General features: G+C 66.2%; 18 protein-coding genes. 11 read left to right on the top strand and 7 right to left on the bottom strand.

Going from position 1 to position 15,830, the window contains the following annotated elements; all coding sequences use genetic code 11:
* The first annotated feature begins 8 nt into the window (after positions 1-8).
* The 5 genes from trxC to J0O65_RS15070 all read left to right on the top strand — a co-directional run bounded on the left by trxC (position 9) and on the right by J0O65_RS15070 (position 2,790).
* Positions 9-461, top strand: coding sequence for a thioredoxin TrxC (gene trxC / locus J0O65_RS15050; protein ID WP_215407911.1), 453 nt, complete (start codon positions 9-11; stop codon positions 459-461).
* A gap of 70 nt (positions 462-531) precedes the next feature.
* Positions 532-1,041, top strand: coding sequence for a MarR family winged helix-turn-helix transcriptional regulator (locus J0O65_RS15055; RefSeq protein WP_215408539.1), 510 nt, complete (start codon positions 532-534; stop codon positions 1,039-1,041).
* Complete coding sequence (locus J0O65_RS15060) at positions 1,038-1,784, top strand: HEAT repeat domain-containing protein (RefSeq protein ID WP_215407912.1); 747 nt, start codon at positions 1,038-1,040, stop codon at positions 1,782-1,784. Before J0O65_RS15055 ends, J0O65_RS15060 begins: the two co-directional genes overlap by 4 nt.
* An 18-nt stretch (positions 1,785-1,802) precedes the next feature.
* Positions 1,803-2,135 carry a DUF6616 family protein gene (locus J0O65_RS15065; protein WP_215407913.1) on the top strand — a complete coding sequence of 111 codons (333 nt, stop codon included), beginning with the start codon at positions 1,803-1,805 and terminating at the stop codon, positions 2,133-2,135.
* A gap of 61 nt (positions 2,136-2,196) precedes the next feature.
* Positions 2,197-2,790 carry a DUF1287 domain-containing protein gene (locus J0O65_RS15070; protein WP_215407914.1) on the top strand — a complete coding sequence of 198 codons (594 nt, stop codon included), beginning with the start codon at positions 2,197-2,199 and terminating at the stop codon, positions 2,788-2,790.
* Here the strand turns inward: J0O65_RS15070 and pdxR are convergent.
* Entirely contained in the window at positions 2,759-4,231 is a 1,473-nt protein-coding gene (gene pdxR / locus J0O65_RS15075) for a MocR-like pyridoxine biosynthesis transcription factor PdxR (RefSeq protein ID WP_215407915.1), read from the bottom strand. The two genes, J0O65_RS15070 and pdxR, sit on opposite strands and share 32 nt — an antisense overlap.
* Before the next feature lie 104 nt (positions 4,232-4,335).
* Here pdxR and J0O65_RS15080 point away from each other — a divergent pair, with 104 nt between their 5' ends.
* Both J0O65_RS15080 and J0O65_RS15085 read left to right on the top strand, forming a co-directional pair.
* A complete protein-coding gene (locus tag J0O65_RS15080) occupies positions 4,336-4,776 on the top strand; it encodes a carboxymuconolactone decarboxylase family protein (protein ID WP_215407917.1) in 441 nt (146 codons plus the stop codon).
* A 92-nt stretch (positions 4,777-4,868) separates the two neighbouring features.
* Positions 4,869-5,153 carry a hypothetical protein gene (locus J0O65_RS15085; protein WP_353056202.1) on the top strand — a complete coding sequence of 95 codons (285 nt, stop codon included), beginning with the start codon at positions 4,869-4,871 and terminating at the stop codon, positions 5,151-5,153.
* Positions 5,154-5,280: 127 nt separating this feature from the next.
* Here J0O65_RS15085 and J0O65_RS15090 read toward each other — a convergent pair whose 3' ends face one another.
* A complete protein-coding gene (locus tag J0O65_RS15090; RefSeq protein WP_215407921.1) occupies positions 5,281-6,468 on the bottom strand; it encodes a multidrug effflux MFS transporter in 1,188 nt (395 codons plus the stop codon).
* 189 nt (positions 6,469-6,657) lie between these two features.
* Between J0O65_RS15090 and epsC the strand changes: the two genes are divergently transcribed.
* On the top strand, positions 6,658-7,611 hold the full coding sequence (epsC, locus tag J0O65_RS15095; protein ID WP_215407923.1) for a serine O-acetyltransferase EpsC: 954 nt from the start codon (positions 6,658-6,660) through the stop codon (positions 7,609-7,611).
* A gap of 123 nt (positions 7,612-7,734) precedes the next feature.
* Here epsC and J0O65_RS15100 read toward each other — a convergent pair whose 3' ends face one another.
* The 5 genes from J0O65_RS15100 to J0O65_RS15120 all read right to left on the bottom strand — a co-directional run bounded on the left by J0O65_RS15100 (position 7,735) and on the right by J0O65_RS15120 (position 12,732).
* Positions 7,735-8,211: an META domain-containing protein gene (locus J0O65_RS15100; RefSeq protein ID WP_215407925.1), complete on the bottom strand. Its 477-nt coding sequence runs from the start codon at positions 8,209-8,211 to the stop codon at positions 7,735-7,737.
* Positions 8,212-8,290: 79 nt separating this feature from the next.
* Entirely contained in the window at positions 8,291-9,187 is an 897-nt protein-coding gene (bla, locus tag J0O65_RS15105; protein ID WP_215407927.1) for a subclass B3 metallo-beta-lactamase, read from the bottom strand.
* A gap of 86 nt (positions 9,188-9,273) precedes the next feature.
* Positions 9,274-10,665, bottom strand: a complete 1,392-nt coding sequence (locus J0O65_RS15110; RefSeq protein WP_215407929.1) for an LLM class flavin-dependent oxidoreductase — start codon at positions 10,663-10,665, stop codon at positions 9,274-9,276.
* Positions 10,666-10,668: 3 nt separating this feature from the next.
* Positions 10,669-11,496 carry a MetQ/NlpA family ABC transporter substrate-binding protein gene (locus J0O65_RS15115; protein WP_215407931.1) on the bottom strand — a complete coding sequence of 276 codons (828 nt, stop codon included), beginning with the start codon at positions 11,494-11,496 and terminating at the stop codon, positions 10,669-10,671.
* A gap of 21 nt (positions 11,497-11,517) precedes the next feature.
* A complete protein-coding gene (locus J0O65_RS15120; protein ID WP_215407933.1) occupies positions 11,518-12,732 on the bottom strand; it encodes an acyl-CoA dehydrogenase family protein in 1,215 nt (404 codons plus the stop codon).
* Between the two features lie 254 nt (positions 12,733-12,986).
* Between J0O65_RS15120 and ssuE the strand changes: the two genes are divergently transcribed.
* The 3 genes from ssuE to ssuD are packed head-to-tail and all read left to right on the top strand — an operon-like array spanning position 12,987 to position 15,830.
* Positions 12,987-13,607 (top strand): NADPH-dependent FMN reductase, encoded by a 621-nt coding sequence (ssuE, locus tag J0O65_RS15125; protein ID WP_215407935.1) that lies wholly within the window; start codon positions 12,987-12,989, stop codon positions 13,605-13,607.
* Positions 13,608-13,632: 25 nt separating this feature from the next.
* Positions 13,633-14,643, top strand: coding sequence for a sulfonate ABC transporter substrate-binding protein (locus J0O65_RS15130; RefSeq protein ID WP_215407937.1), 1,011 nt, complete (start codon positions 13,633-13,635; stop codon positions 14,641-14,643).
* A 26-nt stretch (positions 14,644-14,669) separates the two neighbouring features.
* Complete coding sequence (ssuD, locus tag J0O65_RS15135; RefSeq protein WP_215407939.1) at positions 14,670-15,830, top strand: FMNH2-dependent alkanesulfonate monooxygenase; 1,161 nt, start codon at positions 14,670-14,672, stop codon at positions 15,828-15,830.

Genomic DNA, 15,830 nt, shown 5'->3' on the forward strand with positions numbered 1-15,830 from the left:
GGAATGCCATGACCTCGACCACGCCAGATTCCCTGCACATCGTGTGCCCCCATTGCGACGCCGTCAACCGCCTGCCGGCCGCGCGCCTGATCGAGCAGCCCACCTGCGGCAAGTGCCAGAAGGATTTGTTTACGGGCCAGCCCGTGGACCTGGCCAGCGCCCGTTTCCTCAAGCATATCGAACGCAGCGACATACCCGTGCTGGTCGATTTCTGGGCGCCGTGGTGCGGCCCGTGCCGCAGCATGGCGCCATTCTATGTGCAAGCGGCCAAGACGCTGGAGCCGGCGTTTCGCGTCGTCAAGGTGAATACGGAAGCGTCGCCGGACCTGGGCAGCCGTTTCAATATCCGCAGCATTCCCACGCTGGCCCTGTTTCGCAAGGGCGTGGAAGTGGCGCGCCAGCCGGGCGCCATCGATGCGCAAGCCATCGTCGCGTGGGCCAGGGAGAAAGCCCGCCTTTGAGTCTCGAGGAAAATCACCACGGTTTTCCATTTGACATTTAGTATGGTGCCATATTATATTGCGCCATATGATAAAACTCGAACAGAAATACACGGCCTTGCTGGGCGACGTGCAGCGCCGCGCCAGCAGTCCCGACATGGCGCAGTCCGCGGCGCGCTTGCGCCTGTGCTTTGAAGTGCTGGGCCTGGCCTCGGCCATCGATGGCGACTGCGCCACGCGCCTGGGCCGGCATGGACTATCGGAAGGCAAGTTCGTCTTGCTGGCCCTGCTGCGCGACGTGCCGGAAGGACTCTCGCCGCACGCGCTGGCCGAGCGGGCCGGCGTGACGCGCGGCACCATCACGGGCTTGCTCGACGGCTTGGAGCGCGACGGTTTCCTCGCGCGCCATCCTGACCAGGTCGACCGGCGCAAGCTGCTGGTGCGCCTGAGCGCCAAGGGAGACATGGCTGCGGCGACCCTGGTCGACGAGCACGCGCAATGGATCGCCAGCCTGTTCGCCGATGTCACGCCGGACGAAATGCGGGTATTGAGTGCGCTGCTGGAAAAAGCCTGGCGCAAGACGGACCGGGGTGCCGTATGAGCCGTGGCGTCGCCGACATCGCGCCCGCGCGCCTGGCCCTGCTGAACGCAGGCAACGTGGCCAGCGCCACCCTGACGGAAGGGCTGGCCATCGATTTCGTCCGGTTGCTGGCCGCGGCTGCCCCGGGTATCGGCGCCGCCCGCCTGGAGCGGATGCGCGCGCAAGCGGCAGCGGGCATCACCAAACGCATGGCCTTGGCGGCGCAATTGCTGCTGGAGGCCAACATCGACCTGGCGTCGCTGCAAGCGCATGCGTCCGATACGGTACGCGGCTGGGCCTGCTTTGCCATCGCCTTTCAAGCCGGCTCGACCTTGCCGCAACGGCTGGCCGCCATGCGGCCGCTGGCCGACGATGGCCACTTCGGCGTGCGCGAATGGGCCTGGCTGGCGCTGCGGCCCCATCTGGCCGCGCGTCTTGATGAAGCGATTGCCTTGCTGGCGCCGTGGACGGCGGACCCGTCGGAACGCCTGCGCCGTTTCGCCTGCGAAGCGCTGCGTCCGCGCGGCGTGTGGTGCGCGCATATCGACCAGTTAAAAGAACAGCCGCAGCTGGGCTTGCCCCTGTTGCTGCCCCTGCGCGCCGACCCGGCCGTCTACGTGCAGGATGCCGTGGCCAACTGGCTCAACGATGCGGCCAAGAGCCAGCCGGACTGGGTGCGCGGCCTGTGCGCGCAATGGCAGCAGGACAGCGACAATGCCGCCACCCTGCGCATCTGCAAGCGCGCCCAGCGCTCGATTTCTTGACTTTTTTGGAGGAAAAACATGCATTACCTGTTGGAGCTGTACAGCCCGAAACCCGCCTGGCTGGCCCTCGACGGCGCCGCGCGCCAGGCGTATTTCGATAAGGTGGGCGCCGGCATGGCGGCCTTGTCCGGCAGCGGCGCCGAAGCGCTGGCCATGGGCGCCATCGATGGCGGCAAGTTGCATGCCGCTGCCCAGCAATTCTATGCCGTCTGGCGCTTCCCGGACGAGGCGGCGCTGGACGCCTTGCTGGCAGGCATCGCCGCTACGGGCTGGCATGATTATTTTGACACCGTCAATGCGGCGGGACCGGCCGTGGATTTCCCCGCCCACCTGGCGCAGCTGGCCGCCTAGCGTCCGCCGTTTTCCCGGCCGCTACGGTAGAGTTGGCATTTCCATTCGACTATCGACGTTGATGCCAATCCAACCGCTCTCCATCCTCGTGCTTGCGCTGGCGCCCATGCTGGCGTCGGCAGCGCCTGTTGCCACGCCGCCAGCCCTTGTCGCCGCCGCCCGCAAGCAGGTGGGCGTGACGGTGCGGTACGACCCGCGCTATGAACGGCTCGCCTATCCGGGCGGCGACGTGCCGCTCGAGCGGGGCGTGTGCACGGACGTGGTGGTACGGGCCTACCGCCAGCTGGGGCAGGATTTGCAGGTGCTGGTGCACGAAGACATGCGCAAGGCGTGGCAGATGTACCAGCGGCAGGGACGCTGGCAGATGAAGGGGCCGGACCGCAATATCGACCACCGACGCGTGCCGAACCTGGGCACCTACTTTGCCCGCCATGGCACCAGCTTGCCGCCAAGCAAAGAAGCGAACGCATACCGCGCGGGCGACATCGTCACGTGGCGTTTGCCGCGCAAGCTCACGCACATCGGCATCGTCAGCGACAGGCAGTCGTGGAGCGGCGTGCCGCTCATCATCCACAACATCGGCGAGGGCGCGCGCGAGGAAAATATTCTATTCAGCAATCCGATCACGGGGCACTATCGTTGGCAACCCCGTTGACGGCCAAGGGCGCGATCTCCTGCAGGATCGCCAGCACCCTGGCCAGCGCCGTGTCGATATCGAGCTTGTCGATGGCGCCATAGCCGAGGAACAGGCCCTCATGGCGGGCGGGGCCGTGGTAGAAGCTGGCCAGCGCATACAGGCTGACGTCGGCCAGGCGCGCGCGGCGCAGCAATTCGTCGATGTCGAGCGGCGCCTGCGCCAGCGCCGCCACGTGGAAGCCGGCGCTGGCCGGCACCAGGCGGAACCACGGCGACAAGGGGCCGTTGAACCAGTGCTGCAGCCGCTCGCGCCGTCCCGCATAAATGTCGTGGCAGCGGCGGATGTGGCGCAGCAGATGGCCGTCGTCGATGAACTTGGCCAGCGCATGCTGGCCCAGGCTGGCCGTATGGCAATCCGTCAGGTATTTCACCGTTTCCACGGCGGCCACGAGGGCTTGCGGCAGCACCGCATAGCCGAGCCGCAATTCCGGCAGCATGATCTTGGAAAAGCTGCCCACGTGCGCGACGACGCCGTAGCGGTCCATGCTTTGCAGGGAATCCTCGGGCCGGCCTTCGTAGCGGAAGGCGCTGTCGTAATCGTCCTCGATGATGATGGCGCCCAGCTGCCGCGCCCGCTCCAGCAAGGCATGGCGGCGTGTCATGCTCATCGGCATGCCGAGCGGGAATTGATGCGCGGGCGTGACATAGATCAGCCGCGTGCCGTCCGGGATGTGCGCGACGATCAGGCCATCCTCGTCCACGTCGACGCCCACCACGCGCGCGCCCTGGCTGGCGAACACGGCGCGCGCCACCGGATAGCCGGGTTCTTCCACGGCCACCGTGTCGCCCGGTTCCAGCAGGGTTAGCGCGAGCAGGTGCAAGGCTTGCTGCGCGCCGCTGGTGACGAGTACCTGTTCCTCGGTGCAATGGATGCCGCGGCTGAAGGCGGCATGGCCGGCGATCGCCGCGCGCAGGGACGGCAAGCCGGCGACGGGGCCGTAGCGGCCGCGCGCCTGCCCCCCCTGGCGCAGCGCGTGCAGCAGGCAGGCGCGCCATTCATCCTGCGGGAAGTGCGCGGGCGTGGCGCGCCCGCCGATGAAGGCGTAGCGCGCCGGCGTTTCCTGGCTGGCGCGGCGCAGGGGCGTGGGCGTCGCTTCCCAGCGGGCGATGCGTTGCGCGCTGGCCAGCGGCGTGCTGGCGTGGCGGCGCTGCGGCGAGGCGTGCGGCGTCTGCACGAAGCTGCCCACGCCGACTTTGCCGACCAGCAGCTTTTCATAACCGAGCTTGTCATACACGTCGGACACCGTCTTGCGCGACAGGCCCAGCTGGCTGGCCAGCAGGCGCGAGGGCGGCAATTGCTGGCCATCCGTCAGCCGACCCGAGCGGATGGCCTCGCTGAGCTGGCGGTACAGTTGGCCGCCCAGGTCGCGCGTGCCGTCGATCAGGATATGTAATTCCATGGAGTATCTGTTGGTGGTCTGCCGTTTTTCGGCAGGATTGGCCTGCCGCGCGTCCTATTCGCGCTTCTACAATGGTGCATCTCTACTTTATCAAGGAATGCATCATGACACAGCAACGCATTGATTTCGTACAAGCTTCGCCCGACGCCATCAAGGCCATGTACGCGCTGGAAGCGGCCATCGCCAAACTGGGCGTGGAACACGCGCTGCTCGAACTGATCCGCCTGCGCGCCTCGCAAATCAACGGCTGCGCCTTTTGCGTGGACATGCACACGAGCGATGCGCGCAAGGCCGGCGAAACGGAGCGCCGCCTGTATGCCGTGTCCGTCTGGCGCGAAACGCCGTTCTTCACGCCGCGCGAGCGGGCCGTGCTGGCCTGGACGGAGGCGCTGACCCTGCTGCCGCAGAATCACGCTTCGGACGCGGACTATGCGGCGCTGGCGGAGCAATTGACGCCGGCGGAAATGGTCAACGTGACCCTGGCCATCGGCTCCATCAATACCTGGAACCGCCTGGCCGTGGGTTTCCGCAAGATGCCAGAATAAATCCTGTGTTCGTTCGCGAACAGACGCCTGGCTCGCCGCTGCGTAGGCTGGCAAGACAACTTGTCAGCGAGGGAACGGCCATGGAAGTCAATGTGAGCGTAGCAATTGAAAAGAGCCCGGAACAGCAGGAAGAGGCGCGCCGCGAATTCGTCGCCGAACTGTGGCGGCGCTTTGAAACTTTGCAGGAATGGGCCGTCAGCCACTGGCCGGACCAGCAGCATCCCTTGAGTTCGGCCGACTTCGTCGAATCGCGCAAGGAAATATTGAGCTTGCGTTCGCCGGCCGGTTCCTTGAGCCAGCCGGCTACGCGAGATGCGGCAGAGCCGGAGCAGGGTGGGGTGCAGTATGTGGACGTGACGCCCGCGCCCTGGCCTTGAGGAGCGCCTGAGAAAACGTCCATGACTGCGTTGCCGTGCCTTGCCGTACTAGCGTACTGCCTGCGGCACGGCGCCTTGTCCTGAACGTTTTTCAGGTGCTCCCGACCTGAAAAATCCGCTGTAAAAGCTACTGCTTGACCGCTTCCGTCGTCCCGCCCTGCGCAAACACCCAGCACAATAAACTCACCAGCAGTCCCGCCATCACGCCATACGCGAGGTTCAGCGCGCTGTCGAACAGCAGCGGCGCTACCAGGCCCGACACCAGCGCGAACAGCAGCATCTGGATGAACGACTGCATCGACGAGGCCAGGCCGCTGTTGTTGGGGAAGTGGTTCAGCGCCATCAGGGTCATCGGCGGCATGGCGATCGACAGCGCGAACGAGTAGAAGAACAGCGGCAGCACGGCCCACGGCACTTCGGCGGCAAACGCGTAGTTGTAGCCGATGTTGGCCAGCGCGGCCACCAGCATCAGGATGAAGCCGGCCCAGATCATCTGGCGCTGGCTGTATCGGTGGGCGATTTTCGCCGACAGGGCCGAGCCGAACACCATGCCGCTGATCAGGGGAATGAACAGCCAGGCGAATGCCGTCTCCGGCAGGTGCAGGATGTTGATGATGAAGTAGGCGGCCGAGCCGATGTACAGGGCGAAGCCGCCAAAGGCGGCGCCGATGGCCGTCGACAGCAGCAGGAACTGGCGGTGGCACAGCACCTTCCAGTAATTGACGGCGATGTCGCCCAGGTGGAAGGCGTGGCGCTGCTCCTTCGGCAGGCTTTCCGGCAAGGCGCGCCAGACGACGACGAACATCAGCACGCCGAAGGCCGTGAGGAACCAGAAGATCGCCCGCCAGCCCAGGCCCACCTGCAGCCAGCCGCCCAGCACGGGGGCGATGGCCGGGGCCAGCGCGAACACCATCATGATGTGCGAGAGGATTTTCTGCGCGGCGGCGCCCGCATAGCGGTCTTGCACGATGGCGCGGCCGATGACGGAACCGGCGCCGGCCGAGAGGCCCTGCAGCACGCGCCAGGCCAGCAGCGCCCCCAGCGACGGCGCCAGCGCGGCGCCCACGGAGGCGATCACATACAGCACCAGCGAGACGAGAATCACGGGACGGCGGCCGAAGGAGTCGGACAGCGTGCCGTAAAACAGCATCATGAAAGCGAACGTGAACAGGAAAAAGCTCAGGGTTTGCTGCACCAGCAGGGGGCTGGCATTGAAATCGTGCACGATGGCGGGGAACGACGGCAGATAGGTGTCAATTGCAAGCGGTCCGACCATCGCCAGGCCCGCCAAAATCCAGGTTAATAATTTAGTCATGTTGAAGAGTGTTTTTGTTAGTCCGTCATTTTACGCTAGTGACCGGAATCGGGTTTGGCGCCGCCACGGTTTGTCATTCATATGCGTTTTCCGCATATGGAAGCTTGAAATTCTTCGTTTGCATCGCTTGTCGCCGCCGTTAAGCTGGGGCGACCCGGCCTGTTTGCCGTTTTCTGGAAGTGATACGCCATGCACAGTATTTATCCCGCGGCGCCCGCCGACGAGTCGGCCCAGTGGAACCTGGGACCCGTGATCCAGGCCTTGCGCAGCTCGCGCGAAGACAAGCACAAGATCCGCCATAACGGCAGGGTGCGCGAACTGCCGTCGCGCGAAGCGCTCACCACCATCGTCAACGGCCTGTCGGCGGCCCTGTTCCCCACGCATTACGGGCGGCCCAACCTGACGGATGAAAGCATCGATTATTTTGTCGGCGACACGCTCAACACCACCCTGAACCGCCTCAGCGAACAGGTGCGGCGCGGCCTGCTGTTCTCCGCTCCGGCTCACGCCGTACCGGCCGGCGATGAGGGCGAGGGCGCCAGCGACGACGCGGCCCTGGCGCAGCAGGCGCGCGACATCACGCGCGCCTTCGCCGCCAGCCTGCCCGACATCCGCGCCCTGCTGGTGTCGGACGTGCAGGCCGCCTACGCGGGCGACCCGGCCGCCACCTCGGTGGCCGAGATCATGCTGTGCTACCCCGGCACCATCGCCATTTTGTACCATCGCCTGGCGCACCGGCTGCACGCGCTGGGCGCGCCGTTCCTGGCGCGGTTGATCGCCGACATCGCGCATACGCTGACGGGCATCGACATCCACCCGGGCGCGCACATCGGCGCGTCCTTCTTCATCGACCATGGCACGGGCGTGGTGATCGGCGAGACGGCCATCATCGGCCAGCGCGTGCGCCTGTACCAGGCCGTCACCCTGGGCGCCAAGCGTTTTCCGGCGGACGCTTCCGGCGCGCTGATCAAGGGCACGCCGCGCCACCCCATCGTCGAGGACGACGTGGTGATCTACGCGGGCGCGACCGTGCTGGGGCGCATCACCATCGGCGCGGGATCGACCATCGGGGGGAATGTGTGGCTGACGCAGAGCGTGCCAGCGCATAGCAATGTATCGCAGGCGCAGATGCGCAACGATTGAAGAGTGGCCGAGAAAACGTCCATGATGGCGTTGCAGCGCCTTGGCGTACTAGCGTACTGCCTGCGGCGCTGCGCCTTGCCCTGAACGTTTTTCGGGCACTCTTCACATGCGGGAGTGCGGGTTTTACTTCACCGTCAACGCTTCATAGCGCGCCACGGGCACGCCATCCTTCAGCAGCAGCAATTCCTGGTCGGCATAGCGGTAGCCATTGACTTCGCCCAGGGTGGTCAGGAGCAGGCGCTCGAGTTCCATGTCCTGCGGCTGGCACATCATCATGGTGCCGGCCAGCTGCGAGAAGGCCAGGGTGCTGACGCCATCGCTGGTGTAGCCGCCCATCATCTGGTTGCAGCCGCTGTTGCCGCTTGCGCGGCCGTCGGCCAGCAGCAGGGTCACGTCGCGCTGCTCGGGCGCCTTGCGCACCACTTGCTTGCCCTTCAATTCCTTCAGCTTCCACTGCGTACCCGTCAGCTTGGGCGCCGGCTTGGCGGGCGAGGCGGCGCCTGGCGCGGCGGCAGCATCGCTGCGCACGGGCGTTTGCGCGCAGCCGGCGGTGATGGCGACGATAGCGGCGAGGGGAATCAGTCTGGCGAGTTTGAACATGGCATTTCCTGGTTAAGGTGATGAGTATAGCCGCCAGCGTAGCAGATCGGCGCTGCGTCAGCGTGCACGGTTGACAAGCTTATTCCTGCTTTTCCTGTTCCAGGCGCGCCTCGAGCACGGTGCGCGCCGCCGCCGCGTAGGCGCGGCAGGCCTGCGGGTCGACAAAGGCGTCGCTGCCGGCCGCGACGCTCGCTTCCAGCCGTTCCCACAATTGCGACGCTTCCGGATGGGCCGAAACGAGCACGTCGCACGGCAGCTTTTCCAGGGTCTCGAAGCTGTGGCGCAAGTCCGCCACCGCGTTCGGATACTCGCTGCTGGCGCTGAACTTGAAGCCGGGACGCGAGACGGCGTTGAGGCTGTCCGCGTAGACCATGTTCAGGCAGCGGGGGCCGTCGCACGACTCCCACGTCCAGCTCAAGCCGCCGGGCGTGTGGCCCGGCGTGGCGTGCGCCGTCGCCGTGATGGGTCCGACATGGAAACGGCTGCCGTCGCGCGCCAGGCGCATGTCCTTCACGGGCGGGTACTTGGGCAGCGCGTGGTATTGCGGGTCGTCCGGCCCCACTTCGCCCGACGCCAGGTCGAGCGCGGCCGACGGGCTGGCGGCCACCAGCGCATCGCTGCGCCGCTGCAGCTCGGCCAGGCCGCCCGCATGGTCGATATGGCCGTGCGAATTGAGGATCAGTTTTACGTCTTCGATGCGAAAGCCCAGCGCGCCGATATTGGCGATGATCTTCGGCGCCGATTCCGGCAAGCCGCCATCGATCAGCACGTGGCCTTGCGGCGACGTCACCAGCACGGAACTGAGGCCCTTCACGCCCACGTAATAGGTATTGCCGAAGATGCGGAACGGCGCCTGGTCGGCGTTCCATGCGGCGCAGACGTCGCAGCCAGGCGTCGGCGGCGTGGCCAGCGCCGGTGAACCATGAGCGGCCAGCAGCAGGCCCAGGGCCAGCGCGCGTAGGGGAGTGGGGGGCATTGCATTCCTTATCCGTGTTGCCAAGGTGGCGTATGCTGACACGGAACGGGACTGGATGCAAATGCCCGCGGGGACGCGGGCGGTGTTCAGGCCGCGGCGAGCGTGGCCTCGCCTGGCGCGATGCTGACCTGGCGCCCCGCGTGACTGGCCGGCAGGCGCGGGCCCTGGCCAAACACCTTGTGACGCAGGGTGCCTTCCTCGTAGGCGGTGCGGTAGCGGCCGCGCCGCTGCAGTTCCGGCACGATGTGGGTCACCACGTCGGCCATGCTGTCATGCGCCACGGCGAAGGCCAGATTGAAACCGTCGACGCCCGTCGCGTCGATCCAGCTCTCCAGCTGGTCGGCCACCTGGCGCGCATCGCCCACCAGCACCGGGCCGCGCCCACCGAGGCCGATGTATTCGGCCGCCTCGCGCACCGTCCACGTGCGGTCCGGGTCGGCCTGGCTGAACGAGGCCAGCGCCGAGCGGCCGGCCGGCGAATCGATGTACTCGATGGTGGCGTCGAGCGGGTAGCGGCTGAAATCGACGCCCGTCCAGCCGGACAGCAGCACCAGCGCCGCCTCGATGTCCACGTGGCGCAGGTAGTCGGCGTGCTTGGCGCGTGCTTCCTCTTCCGTGGCGCCCGTGATGACCAGCGCCTGCGCGTAGATCAGCAGCGCGTCGCCATCGCGCCCGCTTTGCCGCACGGCGGCGCGCAAGTCGTCGGCGTAGCGCTTCACCACCGTCTTGCTGGGGCCACTGACGAAGGTCGCCTCCGCGTGGCGCGCCGCGAAGCGCGTGCCGCGCGGCGAGGTGCCCGCCTGGTACAGCAGGGGCGTGCGCTGCGGCGACGGCTCGCACAAATGGATGCCGGGCACCTGGTAGTGGCGCCCGGCATGGTTGATCGGATGGACTCTGGCAGGATCGGCGTAGATGCCGCGCGCCTTGTCGTTGACGACGGCGTCGTCGTCCCAGCTCTTTTCCCACAGCTTGTAGACGACGTCCAGGTATTCGTCGGCCAGGTCGTAGCGTTCGTCGTGGCCCAGTTGCTGGCTCAAGCCCAGGTTGCGCGCCGCGCTGTCTAAATAGCCGGTGACGATATTCCAGCCGATGCGCCCTTGCGTCAGGTGGTCCAGGGTGGACATGCGCCGCGCGAACGTGTACGGGTGTTCGTAGGTGAGGGCGCAGGTGACGCCGAAACCCAGGTGCGTGGTGGCCTGCGCCATGATGGGCACGAGCGCCAGCGGGTCGTTCAGCGGCACCTGCACGCCGTGTTCCAGGGCCGCATCGAGGCCGCCCCGGTACACGTCATACACGCCCAGCACGTCGGCCAGGAACACCGCGTCGAACAGGCCTTCTTCCAGCAGCCGCGCCAGTTCCGTCCAGTGGGCGGGATCGGTATAGCGGTGGCTGCGGTCGCGCGCATGCGTCCACAGTCCCGGCGACTGGTGGCCCACGGTATTCATCTGGAAGGCGTTGAAGCGTATCGTCTTGGCCATGGCTTATTTCGCGGCAGTCTGCAAGGCTTGCTGGTAATCGGGTTTCGAATAGCCGGCAAAGTGTTTATTGGTGATGTCGAGGAATTCGCGCGAACGGTAGGCGGCCGCCAGGTCCTTGGCGAACTGCTTGTCCTTGTCGGCCGTGCGCACGGCCACCAGGTTGATGTAGTTGGGCGAGATTTTCTCCGCCACCAGCGCGTCCGTCAGTTTCAGTCCCGACGCCAGCGCGTAATTGCCGTTGATGAAGGAATAGTCGGTGTCGCCCAGCGAACGTGGCAGTTGCGCCGCTTCCAGCGGCAGCAGCTTGATTTTCTTCGTGTTGACGGCGATATCCTTTTCCGACGCGCGCACGGGGTCGAAATTGGGGCGCAGCTGTATCCATTTCAACTGGTCGAGCAGCACCAGCGCGCGCGCCTGATTGGTCGGGTCGTTCGGCAAGCCCACCGTCGTGCCTTCCTTCACGTCGTCCAGCGTCTTGTGCTTCTTGCTGTAGATGGCGATCGGCGCCGTGGGTATCGTGATCAGGTCCGTCAGGGCCAGCTTGTGCTCGAGCGCGAATTTCTTCAGGTAGACGATGTGCTGGAACACATTGGCGTCCAAGGACCCCTCGGCCAGCGCGAAGTTCGGCTGGATGTAGTCATTGAATTCCACCAGCTTGACCTTGTAGCCCTGTTTTTCCAGGATGGGCTTGATGCCCAGCTTGATCTGGTCCGCGTACGGCCCGGCGCTGGTGCCGATGGTGATGTCCTTCGGGTCCTTGGCGTGGGCGAAGCCGCCGGCCAGTGCCAGGGTCAGGGCGGTGAGGAGGATGCTGCGGCGGGCGATGGTCATGGTGGCTCCTTGGTGGTTGAATTACGAGTAAGCCGTCGGCTCGGGCAGCGTGCCGTTCAAGGCAAAGCGTCCCAGGTCGCGCAGCTTGTAGTCGACGGGGTCGTGCAGGGTGTGCACGCGCACGTTGCGCCAGTAACGGTCGAAACCGTATTGGGCCGAGGTGGAGCGGGCGCCCGTCAGTTCGAACATCTGGCTGCTGATCTCCAGTCCCGCCTTGTGCGACAGGCACTTCGCTTCGGCCACGGCGACGGCCAGCAAGCCCCGTTCGCGCGCCGTCACCAGCGCGCCCTTGCGGAACACGGTTTCCAGTTCCTGCGCCGCCGCATCGGCCAGCACTTGCGCGGGGCGCAGCAAGAGCCACAGCTGGCCGTAGCGGTGCTGGATCAACGGGTCGTCCGTTGCCTGGTCCACGCCCGAGGCAAACCAGGCTTTCGCCTGTTCGTCCGTGTAGCGGCGCGCCGCCTCGAACGCGCCTTCGGCGATGCCCAGATAGAGATTGCTCATGATTAGTTGCGCGATCTGCGAGCGCACGGTGGCTTGCGGCGTGGCGGCCTGGCCCGGCGCCTGCAAGACCAGCTCCGATGGCAGGCGTACCTGCTCGAAATGCACATTGCCGCTATCCGTCTGGCGCTGGCCGAAGGCGTCCCAGTCCGCCTGCACGCTCACGCCCTCCTGGCGCGTGGGCAGGGCGGCGATCAGCGCCGTCTGCGTGGGCGCGTGCCAGGCCGAGACGGTGAGCCAGTCGGAGCCCACGGAGCCGGAAGAAAAGCTCTTGATGCCGTCGAGGATGAAGCCCTCGTCGCTGTCGGTGGCCGTGACGCGCTTGTCGAGGGGATTCAATGCATTGCCCCAGAACAGACGCTCGTCGACGGTCAATGTGAGCAGGCGGCGCTGCTGCTGCGCGCTGCCGTACAGCTGCAGGCCGGCCAGCTGTAAATGGTGAAAGCCGAAGACATGCGCCAGCGCGCTGTCGGCCCGCGCCAGGATGCGGATCACCTGGTACACGAGGGGCCAGGACGCGCCCTGGCCGCCGAATTCCACGGGAATCGACAAGGTCAGCAAGCCTGAATCGCGCAGCCATGCGCGTTCCTGGGCCGCGTGGCCGCCGGCCCGGTCGCGGGCATTGGCCGTTTCGGCCAGGCGCTCGGCCAGCCTTGTTGCGACGCGGATGGCGTCCTGCAGGGGTTCCGGCGCAGGCGGCTGGGGACGGGCGGCATGGAGAAAAGCGCTAGACATGGGTGAATTTCCAGAAAGACGATGAGGCCGATATTGCACCGCCAGGCGCGCGCCGTACACGAAGAAAACCGCGCATGGATATGCGAAAAAAGCCGCGCGGGGAGCGGCGCCTTCGCTTGCGGGGCGTCAGGCCCGGATAGTCAAAAAACGCATATCGAAGCGCGAAAGCATTCGTTTTACACGGCTGCTGATGGCGATAGGCTGCAAGCATCCGAGCAACGCCACTTTCGACAAACTACAGGGACGGACATCGCATGAGCATCTTGTTATTGGGCGGCAGCCCACAACTCCCCTCCAGTTCCAGCCGTCTGCTGCTGCATATCGGCGAACAGCTGGCGCTGCAGGGCCACAGCTACGCCAGGCTGCATGTGCGCGACTTGCCGGCGCGCGCCTTGCTGCTGGCCGACCACGACGACGAGGCGATCGCCCGCGCCGTGCGCGCCGTGGCCGACGCGGACGCCATCGTGATCGCCACGCCCATCTACAAGGCTGCGTATACGGGCTTGCTGAAAGCCTTCCTCGACCTGCTGCCGCAGGATGGCCTGGCCGGCAAGCTGGTGCTGCCGCTGGCCACGGGCGGCGGCCATGCGCATACCCTGGCGCTCGACTATGCGCTGCGTCCCGTGCTGCATGCGCTGGGCGCCAAGCAAGTCTTCACCAGCATCTACGCCAATGCGCAGCAGCTGGACTGGCACGAAGAGCGGGGCCTGAGCCTGGACGCGCCGATTGCCGAACGCGTGCAGGCCGGCATCGAGGAACTCTCCGGCGGCCTGTTCGTGCTGCAGGGCCGGCGCCCGCTGGCGCCCGCCGAGATCCCCCTCCCCGTGCGTTCGCTGCAAGACCAGCCTTACGCGCCCCGCTATCAAGCCGCCTGATTATTTACCGACCAAAGGAAGCACCATGACACACCGCCACGCACAACGCCTTTCGCGCCGTACCACTCTGGGCCTGCTGTTTGCCGCCGCCGCCGGCGTGATGGCGGCCGGCATGCCTGCCGCGGCGCAGGCGCAGGCCAAGGGGGAGCTGCAGGTGCAGGTACGCATTGGCTACCAAAAATACGGCACCCTGACCTTGTTGAAGGGGCGCGGCACGCTGGAAAAACGCCTGGCCGAGCAGGGCGTGGGCGTGAAATGGACGGAGTTCCCGGCCGGCCCCGTGCTGCTCGAAGGCCTCAACGTGGGCAGCATCGATTTCGGCACCGTGGGCGAGGCGCCGCCGATCTTCGCCCAGGCGGCCGGCGCCAACCTGGTGTATGTCGGCAATGAGCCGGCGTCGCCCGCCAGCGAAGCCATCGTCGTGCCCAAGGGGTCCGGCCTGCGCACCCTGGCCGACCTGAAGGGCAAGAAAATCGCCCTGAACAAGGGCTCGAACGTGCATTACCTGCTGTTGAAAGCGCTGGAAAAGGCCGGCGTCGCCTACGCCGACATCCAGCCCGTGTTCCTGCCGCCGGCCGATGCGCGCGCCGCCTTCGAGCGGGGCAGCGTGGATGCCTGGGCCATCTGGGATCCGTTCCTGGCGGCCGCCGAAAAGCAGCTGGGCGCCCGCGTGCTGGCCGATGGCAAGGGCCTGGTGGCGAACTACCAGTTTTACCTGGCTTCGCGCACGTATGCGGAGAAAAACCCCGAGATCCTGCGCATCGTGCTCGACGAAGTGGCCAAGGTCGATGACTGGGGCCGCAACAACCCGGAGGAAGTGGCGACGATCCTCGCCGCACAGACGGGCTTGAGTAAAGACGTCGTGGCGCTGGCCGCCGCGCGCTATGCATATGGCGTCAAACCCGTGTCGGTCGACGTCATCGCTTCGCAGCAAAGGGTGGCGGACGCCTTTTCCAGCCTGAAGCTGATTCCGAAACCGATCGTCGTCAAGGACGCGCTGCTGCCGGCGCGCCAGCTGGCCACCAGCACAAAATAAACAAACAGGAAAAAGGAAAGCGCACCATGTCATTGAATGTCTTCTGGTTCATCCCCACCCACGGCGACAGCCGCTACCTGGGCACGTCGCAGGGCGCGCGCCCCGTCGATGCCGATTACTTGCGCCAGGTGGCCGTGGCCGCCGACACGCTCGGCTACGACGGCGTGCTGCTGCCGACGGGCCGCTCCTGCGAGGATGCCTGGGTGGTGGCGTCGTCCTTGATCAGCGTGACGCAAAAACTCAAATTCCTCGTGGCCGTGCGGCCCGGCCTGTCCACGCCCGGCCTGGCCGTGCGCATGGCGTCCACGTTTGACCGCCTGTCGAACGGGCGCCTCTTGATCAACGTCGTCACGGGCGGCGACCAGGGGGAACTGGAAGCGGACGGCCTGTTTGCCGACCACGCCAAGCGCTATGAAATTTCCGATGAATTCATCAAGGTATGGCGCGCCACCCTGGCGGGCGAGGGCGGCGCTGCCGGCTACGATTTCGAGGGCAAGCATATCCAGGTGAAGGGCGCGAAAACCCTGTATCCGCCCGTGCAAAAACCGTATCCTCCGCTGTATTTCGGCGGTTCGTCCGAGCCCGCGCATGCACTGGCGGCCGAGCAGATGGACGTCTACCTGACGTGGGGCGAGCCGCCCGCCGCCGTGGCGGAAAAGATCGCCGACATCCGCGCGCGCGCCGCCAAGCGGGGACGCACGGTGCGCTTCGGCATCCGCCTGCACGTGATCGTGCGCGAAACGAACGAGGCGGCCTGGCGCGCGGCCGATGAACTGATCAGCCACCTGGACGACGACATCATCGCCAAGGCGCAGGCGGCCTTCGGCAAGATGGATTCCGTGGGCCAGCAGCGCATGGCGGCCCTGCACGGCGGGCGGCGCGACAAGCTCGAAGTGTCGCCGAACCTGTGGGCCGGCGTGGGCCTGGTGCGCGGCGGCGCGGGCACGGCCCTGGTGGGCGATGGCCCGACGGTGGTGGCGCGCATGCAGGAATACGCGGACCTGGGCATCGACACCTTCATTTTCTCCGGCTATCCGCACCTGGAAGAATCGTACCGCTTTGCCGAACTGGTGTTCCCGCTGCTGGGCAAGGGCAAGGCCGTGGGCGAGCAATCCTTGAGCGGCCCTTTCGGCGAAGTCATGGCCAGCAATATCGTGCCGGCCGCGCCGCGGAAAAAGGCGGCCTGA

Origin of the sequence: Janthinobacterium sp. JC611 (genome assembly GCF_018682595.1) — a bacterium.
Classification (GTDB): Bacteria; Pseudomonadota; Gammaproteobacteria; order Burkholderiales; family Burkholderiaceae_D; genus Janthinobacterium.

Excerpts from the sequence above, each read along its gene's own strand:
- trxC (WP_215407911.1), top strand. The coding sequence starts at position 9 with ATGACCTCGACCACGCCAGATTCCCTGCACATCGTGTGCCCCCATTGC.
- J0O65_RS15060 (WP_215407912.1), top strand. The coding sequence starts at position 1,038 with ATGAGCCGTGGCGTCGCCGACATCGCGCCCGCGCGCCTGGCCCTGCTG.
- J0O65_RS15065 (WP_215407913.1), top strand. The coding sequence starts at position 1,803 with ATGCATTACCTGTTGGAGCTGTACAGCCCGAAACCCGCCTGGCTGGCC.
- J0O65_RS15070 (WP_215407914.1), top strand. The coding sequence starts at position 2,197 with ATGCCAATCCAACCGCTCTCCATCCTCGTGCTTGCGCTGGCGCCCATG.
- pdxR (WP_215407915.1), bottom strand. The coding sequence starts at position 4,231 with ATGGAATTACATATCCTGATCGACGGCACGCGCGACCTGGGCGGCCAA.
- J0O65_RS15080 (WP_215407917.1), top strand. The coding sequence starts at position 4,336 with ATGACACAGCAACGCATTGATTTCGTACAAGCTTCGCCCGACGCCATC.
- J0O65_RS15090 (WP_215407921.1), bottom strand. The coding sequence starts at position 6,468 with ATGACTAAATTATTAACCTGGATTTTGGCGGGCCTGGCGATGGTCGGA.
- epsC (WP_215407923.1), top strand. The coding sequence starts at position 6,658 with ATGCACAGTATTTATCCCGCGGCGCCCGCCGACGAGTCGGCCCAGTGG.
- J0O65_RS15100 (WP_215407925.1), bottom strand. The coding sequence starts at position 8,211 with ATGTTCAAACTCGCCAGACTGATTCCCCTCGCCGCTATCGTCGCCATC.
- bla (WP_215407927.1), bottom strand. The coding sequence starts at position 9,187 with ATGCCCCCCACTCCCCTACGCGCGCTGGCCCTGGGCCTGCTGCTGGCC.
- J0O65_RS15110 (WP_215407929.1), bottom strand. The coding sequence starts at position 10,665 with ATGGCCAAGACGATACGCTTCAACGCCTTCCAGATGAATACCGTGGGC.
- J0O65_RS15115 (WP_215407931.1), bottom strand. The coding sequence starts at position 11,496 with ATGACCATCGCCCGCCGCAGCATCCTCCTCACCGCCCTGACCCTGGCA.
- J0O65_RS15120 (WP_215407933.1), bottom strand. The coding sequence starts at position 12,732 with ATGTCTAGCGCTTTTCTCCATGCCGCCCGTCCCCAGCCGCCTGCGCCG.
- ssuE (WP_215407935.1), top strand. The coding sequence starts at position 12,987 with ATGAGCATCTTGTTATTGGGCGGCAGCCCACAACTCCCCTCCAGTTCC.
- J0O65_RS15130 (WP_215407937.1), top strand. The coding sequence starts at position 13,633 with ATGACACACCGCCACGCACAACGCCTTTCGCGCCGTACCACTCTGGGC.
- ssuD (WP_215407939.1), top strand. The coding sequence starts at position 14,670 with ATGTCATTGAATGTCTTCTGGTTCATCCCCACCCACGGCGACAGCCGC.